Here is a 15,214-nt window from a genome sequence, read left to right as displayed (position 1 = left end):
GTCATGCCCCGCCCGTTGTGATGTCTCGAATTTCGCCCTTGCCGTCGGCTCGTCGCAGGACCGACCGGCTGATGCTGGTCGGCAGTGGCAGCGGATTTTCGAGCCTGCCGACGAGGGGCAACACGAGCAGGAAATGCAGGAAGTAGTACGCTGCGCCCATTCGGCCGAGAAACAGCCAGGTTCCCTCCGGTGGCTTTCCACCTGCGTAGGTGAGGAGTACGCAGTCAGCCACCAGGATCCAGAAAAAGACGCGGAAAACCGGCCGGAAGCGGGCCGAACGGACCGGGCTCGTATCGAGCCACGGCACTGCGAACAGCACCAAGATTGACGCGGCCATGGCGGACACGCCAAGCAGCTTGTTCGGAATTGATTTCAGGATCGAGTAAAACGGCAGGAGGTACCACTCCGGCACGATTTCCGCTGGGGTCACGCCCGGATTAGCTGGAATCGAATTGTCGGGATTGAGCAGCGCGCTCGGTTCATAGAACACGAACCATCCAAATACGATCAGGAAAACTGCAAGGCCCAACAGATCCTTGATCGTGTAGTAGGGATGGAACGGAACTGTGTCCGGGGATTCCGTGGTATCGATGCCATCCGGATTGTTGGAGCCGAATCGATGTAGCGCGACGAGGTGCAGGAGTACGACCGCAACGATCACGAACGGCAGCAGATAGTGCAGCGCGTAGAACCGATTGAGTGTGGCATCGCCGACCCCAAATCCACCCAGCAACCAGGTGACGATACTGTCACCAACGATCGGGATAGCGGAGAATAGATTGGTAATCACGGTCGCACCCCAGAAGCTCATCTGGCCCCAGGGCAAGGTGTAGCCGAAGAATGCAGTCGCCATCATCAGAACGAGAATGAGGACACCCATCATCCAGAGCAGTTCGCGCGGCGCCTTGTATGACCCATAGTAAAATCCGCGAAAGATATGGATGTAGACGGCCGCAAAGAACATCGATGCGCCCGTGGTGTGCACATATCGGATCAGCCAGCCGTAATTCACGTCGCGCATGATGTGCTCGACGGAATTGAAGGCGCCCCCGAAGGTCGGAACATAATGCATCGCGAGCATGATGCCGGTCATGATCATGATTACCAGCACGATGCCCGCAAGCGATCCAAAATTCCAAAGGTAGTTCAAATTCATCGGCGTCGGATATTCGTGCAGCTCGTGGTGCAGGAACGTGAAGATCGGAATTCGAAAATCGATCCAGCGGATGACAGGATTCGAAAACTCTGTACTGCTCATGGCGCGATTTTCGGTGTCTTGCGTCGTCATCTAAAGTTCCGCTCAGTTGCGATCAGTTGGTGTCTGGAGAATACCGTCAATGCTCAAGCCCAAACCAGTCGGCTTCATCTCAATGCGATTCCCCGAGAGCGACACTTCGTAACAACCATCTTCCGGGTCGTTGAAATAAACACAGAGCTCGTTCTTCTCGATTTCCCATTTGCCGACTCGCTTCTTTCCATCTGCATAGCTTCTTAACGTGCCGTCACGATCGTAGGCGTCACGCCAATGCACTTCGTCAGTGAGTTCCATCCCGGCGATCTTTGTGCGGATTTGACTGCCCGAAAGTGTTTGTACGCTTTCGGCCGCGACGGATCCGATCGTGGACGAGAGCGAGCTTATTGCTATGACAGCGAATACAGACAATTTCTTCATGGTTGTGCGAAATCCCAAGCAAAGCAGCGTTTCACGACTTCTTCCCGCAGGACTTCATGCACATCTTGTACTCGGATTTGCAGGTCGGTCCGGCATAGTTCTTCATGCACGCTGCTTGCTGTTCGCCGCATACCTTGCAGCTTGTTTGAGCTTGGGCGGCATCGTTGGCGCTGCAAATGCAAGCGAGCGTCAGCAGCGTGATCGCAAAGACCTTCATGATTGTCCCCTTGGTGTTGGAATGGTGAATCCTGACTCTTCGTACTAGCGGTCTTGTCGAGTGCAGCGCGCATTCCTTTGGCCAGCTTCAAGGCGTCGTCAGTGTCCCCATGCATCGGCTTGAATGCGACCCAGCCACCAAGCGCAAGAGCCGGCTTGATGTTGACTCCGTCGAGCGTGACAGTGAGATCGGTGCGCGGAAAGCCGTAGCGATGGACGTCACCCGACACGGCGGGCTTCCTGCCGAAGGCGTCGTCGACCTTATGCCATTCGATTTCCTGAGCCATTGCGCCAGCAGTTAGGGTAACCGCGAAAGTTGAAACCATCATCCAAAGCCAAGTGCGCGTTTTTCGGTACTCCTTGGTTGGGTTGATTGCCCCGTTCTCGTTCTTGCCCGCGTAATTTGTAGTCAATTCGCCCTATGCTTCTCGACAGTTGCATCGAAGGTCTCTTGATCCTTGTTCGCTCGCATCCTGATATTGGCCCCGGACATCCAGACTTCATTGCAGTCGGGCGCCGGCAGGTTTGGATTCGACATGCAGAGCTTGTTGTTCTGGATTTTCCAGGTCCCGGTCCACGTCTGGCCCTGCTCGCCGCTTATGAGAACGCCGTCGGGCCGCAGATAGATGACCCAGTGGGAGCCATCGGTAATATTCCTGCCGATCACCCTTGCGCGGATTTCCTTTTCACCAAGCGGTTTGAATGTTTCGTCCGCGTGCGCAGTCCATCCACAAACCGTCGCAGGCAACAGAATTGTCAGCGCAAGGATTTGTGCCGTTCGGAAGCTCATGACCGGACTCCGTCGTAAGCGTGCCGCATCGGCAGACAATTGCGCGGCTGATCGTCCAGCACGTGGCTATGGATCGCAGTCACATCGATTGCGTTCGCCCGCCCTCTGGCGCCAATGAGTTGATCAAGCTGTGCTGAGGCGAGTTCGACGGCCGCCGCAGGGCCGGAGGTGGCTGGTGTCACCAGCGGCATCTTGCTTACGGCCAGGGCATCATGAATAACAGCCGCCGTCTTGGCAGGGTCGCCATGGCCGCCGATATGCATGTGGAAGGTCGCGGGGTTCGCGTGCAGGTGGTTGTGCACGGCAGTCGGCACGCCCTCGATGTTCATCGCCGAGAAGGCAACGACGCCTGCCCAAAATGCGATCGACAGAACCCCTGCAAATTTCGCCGAAGACGGTGTTCCTACCTCCAACGTCAACGCATGCGCGTAGGCAAATCGGTTATAGAGCGCGGCATTGACCAAGCCGAGACCAATCAAGATGATCTTCGGTACGAAATAGGTGCGGCTTCCGACCGAAACTGGGTCATAAAGAAAAAGAAGAACGCCGCTAACCATTGCAATGCCAAAGATGGTGTAGAGCCATGGCATAATATCGGCCGAGAACGCTTTGAGCTTGGCTGCAGATCTCACGCCAATGAGACGCAAATCGAAAAGCACGATGCCACCAAAGAATGCGGCCGTGGAAAGTATGTGCGTCATTCGCAGCAGATAATGCCAAGGCTGCACAGCAAAGTGAAATGTGGAGTTATCAAGCGCAATGAGCACCGTGGACGGGAGCCGCACCGCGTCGAGAAAGCTGGGATCGATCATGAAAGGTCTCGTCGCTAGTAGGCGCCACCTGCTGAGGCGTGGGCATTTCGAAGACTGTACGGGTGTCTCCGACCCTGCCCACGACCAGCGCCGTGTCTCATCGATGTTGTGGAAGAACATGTTCGTTGATGCGGTCGCCCGCGTCAGTTACTTCGGGGCAACGATCGTCGGGCTCCTCGAGATAGAAGGCAGAGGTCGTCCTTCTCGACGCCCATGTGCAGATTTCATCGTTCCCATCGAGATGCCACGCAAGGCAGACGTTAGCTTTCGCGGCTGTACTGATCATACAGCTTCGCAGCGTTGTCCCAACGGATTGCTTCCATATAGATGTCGACATAGCGCGCGGCCGCCGCACCGTAGTCCATGTGATAGGCGTGTTCGTACATGTCGAGCACCAGCACCGGCCGGCCGCCGGCAAGCGTCGTGGTGTGGTCCGCCGCCCATTGATTGACCAGGCGTTTGTCGCGCGGCGAGTAGGACAGGATGACCCAGCCGGAGCCGCCGCCCTCTGCCTTGCCCATTGCGGCAAATTCCGTGCGCCAGCGCTCGAGGCTGCCGAAATCGCGGGCGATAGCCTCCGCCAGCGAGCCGCTCGCGCCGGCGCCGCCACCGAGTCCGTCGAAATATATCTCATGCAGCATCATCGAGTTCGCAGCGATCAACTCTTCTCGCTTCAGGCCGTTGATCATGAAATTCGGCGCTTTGGCGAAATCGAGCTCGGCCAGCTGCGCGCCTATCGCGTTGAGGCGCTTTACGGCGCCAACGTAGTTGTTTTCATAATGGCTCACGAGAACCTTCTCCGAGATTCCCTTGATCGATTTCGGATCGAGTGACAGGGGTTTTGCTTGATATGGCATTGCTTTTGCTCCGCTCGGTTGGTTGGTTTGGGCGAATGCTGGGCTCGCCGCCAGCGTTGCTGTTGATGCAGCGGCGGCAACGAGTCCCGCTCCCTGAATGAAGCTTCGGCGTTCGGTTTTGATGGTCATGGGAATCTCCTTGGGTTGACGTGTCCCCGAAAGGTGCGCGGGGCGGATGACTGGTTCGTTGTGGACTCATGGCAAGGGTGCGACGTCGCAGGTCACAGACGCGATAGCGAAGAGCACGCCAAGGAAGCGTGCTTGCCTCCTCATGGGGTCGCTTTTCGGTAGCACCGTCAGGCTCCCGCGGCGTGCGCCGGCCAGTTGTGCGTCTCGGCTTGCAGAGAGCGGCACCAGGTGTAGAGCGCGTCGTAGATGACCATGCCGTGCTTCAGCATTTCGTGGTCGTCCGGGAAGTTTGCGGAGAGGCCGAGCGAGATCGCGAACAGGCCGCCGCATTGAGGGCTCAGATCGTGCCGCGAGGTGTCGGCACCCCGAACGATGGTTGCCAGATGATCGAGCGCCGGATCCTTGATCTCGTAGATGCGCTGGATGGTATCGAACGAGCAGCGTTCGCCCTCATGCGTGAATTCCACGCCGTCGATGTCGTAGGGGATCCCACCGGTTTGTTGGGCAATCGCAACGACCTGATCCTTGGGGACGTAGATGAACTCTGCATTGGGATCGATGAAGCGGCGGATCAGCCAAGGGCAGGCAATGCGGTCGATCTTCGGGTGTTCTCGCGTGACCCACTTGCTCGGGGTAGGCCCGATGTTGCGGCGGGTCGGCAATCCCTGCTCGGTCCAGTCGGCGATGCCGCCTTCCAGAAAATCCGCCTCCATGCCCATGAGGCGCAATGCAGCGGCCACGCCCTGGCTGACTTCACGTCCGTGAATGCAGTAGGTGACGATCTGGCGACCGCCCGGCAAGTCAGTTCGCCATTGCTCGACGTGATCCGGCGAGCGATGAAACGCTTCGGCCACAAGCGTTTCGGCACTGGCAAAGTCTGCGTCGCGCCGCACGTCGACGATGATCGGCGCCGCTTCGGAGCCGAGCAGTGCGTAGAGCGCATCTGGTGAAATGGAATTTTTACGGTCGTCCATGCGCAAATCTCCTCGACATAGTCGAGTGCTGCGCAGCGCTTGGACCGTGGTCTCAAGGGGAGACTGCATTTTCCCCTTCGCATCTACTAATTTGGCCACGAGGCAAAAGCAAGAGCAACGACTACCGACGACTGATTGGCCTCGGGTCGTTCGTGGCGATTTTCAGCAGCAAACTCGCGTACTCAAGGGCGTTCGAGTGGAGCATCACAAATTCGTGCGGGAATTAGGCCGCTACGTTCGCGGGGACTTGTCATGAGCGGTTCGGAACCTTCACGGGCCGAGGCGACTTAGAGCGGCTGCTTGCTCAGAACTCTATTACCGAGGCAACAAACTCACTCAGGGTCGCGGCCGAACAGGAGGCAGGCATGAAAACGGTTTACGGAATTGTCGCGGAGATGCGCCTTTGGTCCTTGGTACTGGCCGCCGCGATGCTGGTTGAGATGGCTGGAATCGCCAATGCAGCCGACGAGACCATCAAGGAAAAGGCGGCGGTATGCACCCCCTGTCACGGTGAAGCGGGAATCTCCGGCACCGAAAACATTCCGTCGCTGGCGGGGCAACCCGATCCCTTCTTGCAGTGGCAACTGGTCTTCTTCCGCAGCGGCTCCCGGAAGAACGAGGTCATGCAGCCGATGGCCGAGCAACTCAACAATGAGGACGTTCGCAATCTCGGCGCCTATTTTGCCTCGCTGACGCCGCCGAAAGCCTCGTCACCTGACGATAACCCTGATTTATCCAAGAAAGGTGCGGAGGCGGCCGCAGGACGGCGTTGCGCGTCATGCCACGGCGATACGTTCGCCGGAACGAAGGCGGTTGCGCGTCTCGCCGGCCAGCGCGAGGAATACCTGGTCAAGGCGCTGCATGACTACAAGTCGAGCTTGCGAGTCGGCGGCGGCGTGGCGGCTATGGCGGATGTCGCCTATCCCCTGAGCGAAGAGGAAATCACCGCGCTCGCGCACTATCTGGCGCATCTGTAGTCTTCATCTTGAGCAGCTTATTCCGCACTAATCGGTCACTCACAACACTGTCGCACCTGACCATCACAATTTCTGCAGTGTGGCTTGGCGCCGTGGACAGAGGTGCAAGCACCCAGCGGAACGTGGACATGTCATGCGACACCGCTACGTTTGCACAGACGCAGTTGCGGCCAGCGGAAGGAATCCTCCTCAACACGTTGCATGACTGCGTCTTCAGCGCGCGGTCGTGCATTCTACAAGACCTAAGTGCACGATCTGTCTGCACCACAAATTGGATTTCAGGAACGTGAAATTAGATTTACTTGAGAAGACCGCATTTGATTGCCATGTTGGATCGTCATCTACCGTCGGGGCCCGCAGACTCCCGGCATTCTAAGACGGCTCGCCGTCCAAGTTCTGCTCGCCGCTCGAGGTCGTTGAACCTTGAGGGCTGAGCTTTTGGACAGAAGAATGAGCCGTATTTCTCCGAAATGTCCCTCTCGTTTCCATTGGCGCCGTCGAGGCGCGCTCCGCGCGGTGAAATCGGCTGAGGCGTCACGATGAGCTTGGTGTCGTTAACATTGCGACGGCCGATCTCGCTTTTGACGATGGTCGTAGCCGTTGCATTGATGGGCTTTCTGGCGGTCGATCGCATGGCCCGCGACATCTTTCCCGACCTCGGTGTGCCTACCATCTACGTCGCGCAGCCTTATGGCGGCCTTGATCCGGCGCAGATGGAAGGGTTCATCACAAACTATTACGAATACCATTTCCTCTACATTACCGGCATCGAGCATGTCGAAAGCAAATCGATCCAGGGCGTAGCGCTGATCAAGCTCCAATTCCATCCCGGCACCGACATGGCCCAGGCGCTGGCCGAGACCGTTAGCTATGTGGACCGCGCGCGCTCCTTTATGCCGACCGGGACCGTTCCGCCGTTCGTGGTCCGGTTCGATGCTGGCGGCGTGCCCGTCGGCGACCTCGTCTTCTCCAGCAAGACGAAAACAGTCGCCGAGCTTCAGGACGCGGCGCTCTTCAAGGTGCGCCCATTGTTCGCGACCTTGCCAGGCGTGTCGGCACCGCCGCCCTTCGGCTCGAGCCAGCGCACCATCCTCGTTCGCGTAGATCCCGACAAGCTGCGTTCCTACAACATGTCGCCCGACGAGGTGGTGCATGCATTGGCCGCCGGCAACACGGTCAGCCCATCGGGTAACGTCCGCATCGGCGACCTCTTGCCGATGGTGCCGGTCAACTCCGTTGTCGGGGATTACAAGGGCCTGAACAACATTCCCATCCGCTCGAAGGGAACGCAGACGATCTTCATACGCGACGTCGGATCGGTCGAAGACGGCGCCGACATCCAGACCGGCTACGCGCTGCTGAATGGACGACGCACGGTCTACATTCCCGTAACCAAACGGGCGGACGCCTCGACACTCGCGGTCGTCCAGGCCGTCAAAGCCAACTTGCCACGCTTCCAATCCGTACTGCCTGATGATGTTGAGGTCAGTTACCAGTTCGACCAGTCCCCTTACGTGACGCGCGCCATTCAGGGCCTGTTTGTCGAAGGCGCTCTCGGCGCGGTGCTCACCGGCCTCATGGTGCTGTTGTTTCTGCGGGATTGGCGCAGTTCGCTCGTCGTGGTCCTGAACATTCCGCTCGCGATCCTCGCTTCGGTGACGGCGCTCTGGGTGTCGGGTCAGACGATTAACATCATGACCCTGGGCGGGTTGGCGTTGGCTGTCGGTATCCTGGTCGACGAGGCGACAGTCACCATCGAGAACATCCACACCCGCCTTGCCGATGGCCGCAGCCTTGCCCGTGCCGCGAGCGAGGCCACGGCCGAGACGACGCTGCCGCGGTTCGTGGCCATGCTCTGCATTCTGGCGGTGTTCATTCCCGCCTTCTTCATGACCGGCGCTGCGCACAACCTGTTCGTACCGTTAGCCTTGGCCGTCGGCTTCTCGATGGTGGGATCGTATCTGCTTTCGAGTACCTTTGTCCCGGTAATGTCGGTCTGGATGCTGCGCAATCCGAGCACGCATTCCAAGCCGCAAGAGAGGTTTTTCGATCGGCTGCGTGCCAAGTACGATCGGTTTGCGCGCGCCGTCATGAAACGGCGGCGCATCGTGGTGCTTTCCTATCTCATCATCAGCGGCGCAATCATTCTCCTGGTCGGCAGCTCTCTCGGCACCGAGATCTTTCCAATCGTGGATACCGGCCAGCTCCAATTGCATCTGCGGGCTCCGGCGGGAACACGCATCGAGCGCACCGAGCAGATCGCGCTGCAGACCCTCGACGCGATCAAGCGCGAGGTCGGGCCGAACAATGTGGAAATCAGCCTTGGTTTTGTCGGCACGCAGCCGCCCAATTATCCTATCAATACGATTTATCTCTGGAGTTCCGGCTCCGAGGAAGCGGTGCTGCAGGTGCAGCTCAAGCGCGGCGCCGGGATCGGCATCGAGGATTTGAAGGAGCGGCTGCGTCAGAAATTGCCTCAGGCATTACCGGGGGTACGCTTCTCATTCGAGCCAAGCGACATCGTCAGCCGGGTGATGAGCTTCGGCGCGCCGACACCGATCGAAGTGGCGGTGAGCGGGCCTAACCTTGCCGACAGCCGCCAATACGCCGAAAAACTTCGATCGAAACTGGCACAGGTGTCGACGTTGCGAGACCTGGGATTCGAGCAGGAACTCGACTACCCGACCGTAAAGGTGACGGTAGACCGCGAGCGAGCGGGCGTTTTGGGAGTGACGACAGATGACGTGGCAAAATCGGTGGTCGCAGGCACGTCATCCAGCCGTTATACCTCCGCGAATTATTGGGCCGATCCCAAAAGCGGCATTGGCTATCAGGTGCAGGTCGAGATCCCCGAGCACCAGATGAATTCCCTGGAGGAGGTAAAGAACCTCCCCATCGCTCGTCGGTCGGGCGGACAGATCGACCTCCGCAATGTTGCCGGCGTTACCGACAGCACAGCACTCGGCGAATATGACCGCTACAACATGCAGCGCATGCTGACGCTGAGCGCAAACGTCTCGGGCGAGGATCTCGGACGCGCGGCAGCGCGCGTGCAGCAGGCTATCAAGGATACGGGAAAACCGCCCGATCGGGTGAATGTAACCGTGCGCGGGCAAGTCCAGCCGATGGCGGAGATGTTCGGGGGCCTGCGTCTGGGGCTCTTGATGGCGGTCGGTGTCATCCTTCTGGTACTGGCAGCCAATTTCCAATCGGTCCGGCTTTCACTGGCGGTCGGGTTGACGATTCCCGCCGTCATCGCCGGGGTCGTACTGGTGCTTTGGCTCACCCACACCACGCTGAATATCCAATCCTTCATGGGCGCGATCATGGCGATCGGCGTCGCGGTGGCAAACGCCATCCTGCTCGTGACCTTCGCTGAGCGCACCCGGGTCGAGGGCCGCGAACCCTGGGAAGCAGCAATAGAGGGCGCACGAAGTCGTCTGCGTCCGATCCTGATGACAAGTTTCGCGATGCTGGCCGGGATGATGCCAATGGCGCTGGGCCTGGGCGAAGGCGGAGAGCAAAGTGCCCCGCTTGGGCGGGCGGTGATCGGCGGTCTCCTCGGCGCGACTTGCGCCACGCTCATCATCCTGCCGCCGATCTTGGCCACGCTGCAGTCGCGGCGTGCCCCAATTTCCGCGTCGCTCGATCCCGACGACCCTCATAGCCGCTATTTCGAGCCGGAGCCGCGGCTCGCCTCGGTGTCGGATGGTGGCGACGGACGCGCAGAGCACCATGCTCACGCGGCGGAATAAGCGAGCAGCCGAAACAGAATTCAGAGGCGCAACACCATGAATATCATGAGTCAAACGGGCATCAAGGCCGTGGCAGTCGTCATCGGCGTCGGCGCAGCAGGCATCGCTGCCGATTGGCGCTTGGCGGCATCGCCATCACCATCGCTCGTGAGTCCGTGGAAGCCGGATAACCTGCCGCGGGTCGAGGTTGTGCGTCCGCGCCGCGCCACAGTGGCCCAGCGTCTCCAGACCAACGCCACGCTTGAAGCCTTTGAGGAAACGGATCTCTTCGCCAAGGTCTCAGGATACCTGTCCGATGTCCGCGTCGATATCGGAGATCACGTCAAGGCGGGTCAAGTGCTCGCGGTAATCGACATTCCCGAAATGAAGCAGGAACTTGCCGAGGCCAAGGCCGAGCTCGAATCGAAGCGAAGTTCGCTGGAGAGCGCGCGCCGGCAACTGGATCACAACAAGGCGGACGTAGCGCTTCAGACCGCCCTGGCGAAAGACCGGGAGCAACTGGGTGAAGGACGGCAGTTCATCAGCGACCGGACCCTCGATCAGGTGCACGCCAATGCTGATATCGCCAAGGCCGATCTCGGCGTTGCAGAGGCGAACCGCGACATCGCGGCGAACCAGGTCGACGTCGCCGCCGCGACGGTCGAGAAGATAAAGACGCTGCTCGCCTACACGCAGATCGTGGCACCTTTCGATGGCGTAGTGGCCCGGCGCCAGGTGAACCGGGGCGATTTGGTCCAGGCCGCCACGGCCACGCGGGCGACGCCGTCCGCAGGATCACTTTTCACGGTGCAGCGGATCGACGCGATCCGGGTGTTCTGCGACGTTCCCGAGAACGTACCTCACGTTCACATCGGCGATCCGGCCATCGTCAGGCCGGCTGGCTTCGACGGTACGCCGTTCATCGGCAAGGTAACCCGCTTCTCCCTGCGCCTCGATCCCGACACCCGCAACATGCGTACCGAGATCGATCTATCCAACCCCAATGAACGGCTTTATCCGGGCACGTATGCAGAGGTGTCGCTGGAAATGAACCGGCGGCCCGATGCGCTTACCGTACCCACCACCGCTGTAGGTTCGGATGGCGAAGGCAACTTCGTTTACACCATCATTGACAATCGGATCACACGCCTCGCCGTCAAGACTGGCCTCATCGATAACGGTCGCATCGAGGTGACTGCGGGCCTATCGGAGGAGACACCGGTGTTGGCAAGTACTAAGAGCGTGCCGCCACAGAGAACGGCGGTTCGCCCGCAGGTGGTCCGCGAGAACTCCTAGCTGGCTAAAGATATGACACCGGCATCATAGTTCCGGGCCACGTCGCACGAGATGAACTTCTTGCCGGACGACATGACGATACGGCGAACGCCACCCGGACCGTTGAGTCCGAGCCTCGCAACGCGTCTACCTTCCAGACACCTTGGCCCGCTTTATCGCGGTTTTGTTTGAGTACGCGCGGGCCGCCCCAGCGCAGGCGCGGCGCGAATTCGGCGCGGAGCACATCGACACAGTCGTATCGACACGTGTCGGCGCCCCTTGGAACAAGGAAATGTCTGTCGATCGGTGTCCATGCGCAAGCTCCACGAGGGTCGGGTGTTATGACCGAACTACGTTCGTGGTGACTATCACCTCAGAGAACCAAAAGCGCTCCCGAAATGAAGAGAAGCGCGAGGACAACCTTCCGAAAAGTCGTTTCGTTGATGCTGCCGAATAGCTTGAGTTTGCGGAAGCTGGCCGGGAAGGAGAAGTTCGTTTCTTCGGTGAGGTCGATGTTTCGGCTAACAACATGCGCCGCGCCATAGTGCGGATCGCCAGTCGGTTTAGCCGTGTCCATTTTTGTTACGAGGCCGGTCCGACTGGCTATGGTCTTGATCCGGTCGCTCGGCCACGAATGCAGGGTGGTGGCACCATCGCTGCTCCCTGCGTCCGGCCTGTGACGGGCGCATCGCCCTGCATCTTCGTCTGGTTCCAATCCGTGCCTGTCTCATGCACGCTCAGATTCAAAGCGGTTGCGGAACCGAAAGTCCGAGTGATTGTGGTCTTACACAAGCTATTGCCCGTGCCTGATCAGCACGTCTCGGCAAGTCGGATGCAGCCTGGTACGATTCTCCTTCAGGCAGGCCAGAATGGTAAAATCGCCTTGATCCATCCACTTGCGGCAGAGCCGCTGAACATCGGGAGTGCAAGCCTTCTCGTCCTGATCGGTGCCAGCGTGCTGAGCGAGGCTTCCGGTCGATAGGCTCAAGAGCATCGCAAGGGACAGCAGAATTGTTTTCATTCTCGTTTCCTTCCTTTTAGTCGGCTGGCCCCACGGACGGTCGACAGCCGAAATACCGCTTCATTCCATGACCATCGCATGGTCGCTGCTTCCCTCCGGCGCGGCACGCCGCAGCAACAGCACGAGGGGGAGGGCGCACAGCGAGAGGATCATCATCAGCTTGAAGTCGTCGATGTAGCTGATGATGGAAGCCTGGTTCTGGATGACCTGATCGAGGGCGGCCCGGCCCGAGGCGGTCCACGGACTCCACGCGTGCGCGATGACGCTGCTCCTGAACCCGGGATTCACCGCCGTGACATGGCTTCCGATGATGGCGTGGTTGATTTGGCCATTCCTGATCAAAAGATACGAAACGACGGAGATTCCGACACTGGAGCCGACGTTACGTGAGAGGTTGTACAGGCCGGTTGCGTCGGCCCGCTGCTCCGGGGCAAGCGTGGCAAAGGTGACCGTGGTGAGCGGGACAAAAAGAAATCCGAGCCCTGCGCCCTGGATGAACCCGGTCACCGCGATCGTCCATCGCGACACGTTCGGAGTCCAGCCGGTCATGTCGTACATGGCCCACGCCGTCAGCAGCAGGCCGATCAAAAGAAGCACCCTGGTATCAATCCGCCCCATCAGCTTGCCGACCACAAACATGCAGACCATCGTCCCCAACCCACGCGGTCCCATGACGAGCCCGGCCGTGACGACGGGGTACCCCATCAGCGTCTGCAGATAGGGCGTCATCAGCGCCAGCGACGCCAGATAGGTGATGCCGACGATGAAAATGAACAGCATTCCCACCGTGAAGTTGCGGTCGAGGAACAGCCTCGGATTGACGAAGGAATCGCCGGCCGTGAAGGTGTGGACGAGGAAGACGTAAAGGGCCGATGCCGCGACGACGGCCTCGATCAGGATCTCGAAGGAGGAAAACCAGTCGAGTTGCGCACCCCGGTCCAGGAAGACCTGCATCGCCGCGATGGCGATACTCAGGCTGCCAAATCCGATCCAATCGAGCTTGGCGGCCGCGCTGGTTTTGGTTTCCCGCAGAAAGAACGAGATGCCAGCAAAGGCGAGCGCACCAAGCGGCACGTTGATGTAAAAGACCCAGCGCCAGGTGTAATGGTCCGTCAACCAGCCGCCGATCACCGGACCGAGCACCGGCCCGACCATCACGGACACGCCGAACAGCGCCATCGCCGATCCCCGTTCTTCAGGGGTATAGATGTCGAGCAGGATCGATTGCGACACCGGCACCAGCGCCGCGCCAAAGAAGCCTTGCAGCAGCCGGAACGCCACGATCTGGACCAGCGACTGTGCGATGCCGCACAGCACGGACGCGATAACAAAGCCGGTAACCGCCGCCATGAGGACCCGCCGGCGGCCGAATTTGTTGGCGAGGAACCCGGACGGCGGCGTCATGATCGCTGCCGCCACAATATAGGAGGTCAGCACCCAGTTGATCTGATCTGCGCTTGCCGAAACGCTTCCCTGCATGTAGGGGAGAGCCACGTTGGCGATCGTGGTGTCCAGCGCCTGCATGATCACGGCGAGGATCACGCACGCGGTAATGGCGGGCCGGTTGATCGGCCGAGCCTCGGCTGCGGCTGCCTCAGTCATGTTTGTCTCCCGATGATCCGAAGAGATCGGTCATGAAACCCGGCAGGCCGCGTTCGTGTCCGGTGTCGACGTTCAATTCCACGCTCATGCCGACGCGCAACGACGGCTTGTCGGGCGCATTGTTGACCCGGATGCGCATCGGAATGCGCTGGACAACCTTGACCCAATTGCCGCTAGTATTTTCAGCTGGAAGCAGCGAAAAGCTCGATGCCGACGCCGGGCTTATGCTGTCGACCGTGCCGGCCCATCGCTCACCGGGGTAGCTATCGACGTCGACCGTGACCTTCTGTCCAGGCTTGACATAGGTCAGTTCCGTTTCCTTTGGACTGGCTTGAACCCAGACATGATCGGTCGACACGATATTGAATGCGGTTGCCGCGGCAGCGAGATACTGGCCGGGCTGCAACGACGGCACATTGGTTACAATGCCGGCGAAGGGTGCCTTCACGGTGGTATGCGCGAGCTGACGCGCGGCCTCGTCGCGGGCGGCCAACGCGTCTTTGTAGCGCGGATGATCCTCGATCGGTGCATCCGGATTGCCGTTTAGGTTTGCGGCGATGCCGGCAAGCTGCGCTTCCAGCGAGGCCAGCTTTTGCTGCGATGCCTGCAACGTATTGCGGGCCGCGTCGAAAGTCGCCCGTGGGGTGAAGTCGTTGGTGATCAACTGCTGCTGGCGCTTAAAGTTGACGTTGTTGAAATCGACGTCGATCTTCGCCTGCTCGACCTGGGTCTGCATGTTGCGATAGCTGGCCTGCAGTGCAAGGAGATCGTTGCGCGTAGTCCCGATCTGGGCTTCTGCGCGATCCAGCGCCAGCCGGAACGGCAGATCGTCAAGTTTGAACAGCACCTCACCCTTTGCGACCTGCTGATTGTCGTGAACCTGGACCTCTGTAGCGATCCCGGAAACGTCGGTCGATAGCCCGACCGTGTCGGCCTGGACATAGGCATTGTCGGTCGACATGACCGCGCCGCCCGTCACGTAGAGATAGCCGCCAGCGATCAGTGCCACCGGCAACAGCGCAAAGATCACAATCCGCTTGCGGGATCTTTTCGGGACGACCGACGCAGGCAACTGATGAGGTTCGCCTGACCACTCGCGCCCACTCGGACGCCCTTTCGCGGCCGGCTCGGCAGCTGCGTCAGTATCTGGAGCGT

The 15,214-nt window shown here is 59.6% G+C and carries 12 protein-coding genes and 2 pseudogenes; 4 read left to right on the top strand and 10 right to left on the bottom strand.

Annotation, left to right across the window (positions count from 1 at the left end; genetic code table 11):
• Window position 1: 1 nt before the first annotated feature.
• The 7 genes and pseudogenes from N2603_RS42760 to N2603_RS42730 form a co-directional block, all read right to left on the bottom strand.
• A complete protein-coding gene (locus N2603_RS42760) occupies window positions 2–1,258 on the bottom strand; it encodes a cytochrome b (RefSeq protein WP_260424417.1) in 1,257 nt (418 codons plus the stop codon).
• A 42-nt stretch (window positions 1,259–1,300) separates the two neighbouring features.
• Window positions 1,301–1,672, bottom strand: a complete 372-nt coding sequence (locus N2603_RS42755) for a hypothetical protein (RefSeq protein WP_260386920.1) — start codon at window positions 1,670–1,672, stop codon at window positions 1,301–1,303.
• 323 nt (window positions 1,673–1,995) lie between these two features.
• A pseudogene (locus N2603_RS42750) lies at window positions 1,996–2,217 on the bottom strand (DUF1259 domain-containing protein); the annotation flags it as partial.
• Between the two features lie 80 nt (window positions 2,218–2,297).
• Complete coding sequence (locus N2603_RS42745; RefSeq protein WP_260386919.1) at window positions 2,298–2,678, bottom strand: hypothetical protein; 381 nt, start codon at window positions 2,676–2,678, stop codon at window positions 2,298–2,300.
• Window positions 2,675–3,490 (bottom strand): DUF1259 domain-containing protein, encoded by an 816-nt coding sequence (locus N2603_RS42740; RefSeq protein WP_260386918.1) that lies wholly within the window; start codon window positions 3,488–3,490, stop codon window positions 2,675–2,677. Before N2603_RS42740 ends, N2603_RS42745 begins: the two co-directional genes overlap by 4 nt.
• Before the next feature lie 260 nt (window positions 3,491–3,750).
• Complete coding sequence (locus tag N2603_RS42735) at window positions 3,751–4,347, bottom strand: superoxide dismutase (protein WP_260424416.1); 597 nt, start codon at window positions 4,345–4,347, stop codon at window positions 3,751–3,753.
• Window positions 4,348–4,643: 296 nt separating this feature from the next.
• Window positions 4,644–5,450, bottom strand: coding sequence for a chromate resistance protein ChrB domain-containing protein (locus tag N2603_RS42730; protein WP_260386917.1), 807 nt, complete (start codon window positions 5,448–5,450; stop codon window positions 4,644–4,646).
• Window positions 5,451–5,845: 395 nt separating this feature from the next.
• Here N2603_RS42730 and N2603_RS42725 point away from each other — a divergent pair, with 395 nt between their 5' ends.
• From N2603_RS42725 to N2603_RS42710, 4 genes and pseudogenes are all read left to right on the top strand, one after another.
• Window positions 5,846–6,427, top strand: coding sequence for a c-type cytochrome (locus N2603_RS42725; protein ID WP_260424415.1), 582 nt, complete (start codon window positions 5,846–5,848; stop codon window positions 6,425–6,427).
• 539 nt (window positions 6,428–6,966) lie between these two features.
• Entirely contained in the window at window positions 6,967–10,182 is a 3,216-nt protein-coding gene (locus tag N2603_RS42720) for an efflux RND transporter permease subunit (protein WP_260386916.1), read from the top strand.
• Between the two features lie 36 nt (window positions 10,183–10,218).
• The gene (locus tag N2603_RS42715; RefSeq protein WP_260386915.1) at window positions 10,219–11,457 is read left to right on the top strand and encodes an efflux RND transporter periplasmic adaptor subunit; all 1,239 of its coding nucleotides are present in this window, start codon (window positions 10,219–10,221) and stop codon (window positions 11,455–11,457) included.
• A gap of 445 nt (window positions 11,458–11,902) precedes the next feature.
• Window positions 11,903–12,101: pseudogene (locus tag N2603_RS42710) on the top strand (IS110 family transposase); the annotation flags it as partial.
• 128 nt (window positions 12,102–12,229) lie between these two features.
• Here N2603_RS42710 and N2603_RS42705 read toward each other — a convergent pair.
• The 3 genes from N2603_RS42705 to N2603_RS42695 are packed head-to-tail and all read right to left on the bottom strand — an operon-like array spanning window position 12,230 to window position 15,089.
• Window positions 12,230–12,457, bottom strand: a complete 228-nt coding sequence (locus N2603_RS42705; protein WP_260386914.1) for a hypothetical protein — start codon at window positions 12,455–12,457, stop codon at window positions 12,230–12,232.
• 60 nt (window positions 12,458–12,517) lie between these two features.
• Window positions 12,518–14,059, bottom strand: a complete 1,542-nt coding sequence (locus N2603_RS42700) for a DHA2 family efflux MFS transporter permease subunit (protein WP_260386913.1) — start codon at window positions 14,057–14,059, stop codon at window positions 12,518–12,520.
• Window positions 14,052–15,089 carry an HlyD family secretion protein gene (locus N2603_RS42695; protein ID WP_260386912.1) on the bottom strand — a complete coding sequence of 346 codons (1,038 nt, stop codon included), beginning with the start codon at window positions 15,087–15,089 and terminating at the stop codon, window positions 14,052–14,054. The genes N2603_RS42700 and N2603_RS42695 overlap by 8 nt, the downstream gene beginning before the upstream one ends.
• Window positions 15,090–15,214: the final 125 nt, after the last annotated feature.

Source organism: Bradyrhizobium huanghuaihaiense (assembly GCF_025200885.1).
In the GTDB taxonomy this organism is placed as follows: domain Bacteria; phylum Pseudomonadota; class Alphaproteobacteria; order Rhizobiales; family Xanthobacteraceae; genus Bradyrhizobium; species Bradyrhizobium huanghuaihaiense.
This window is presented reverse-complemented; position numbering and strand designations above follow the sequence as displayed.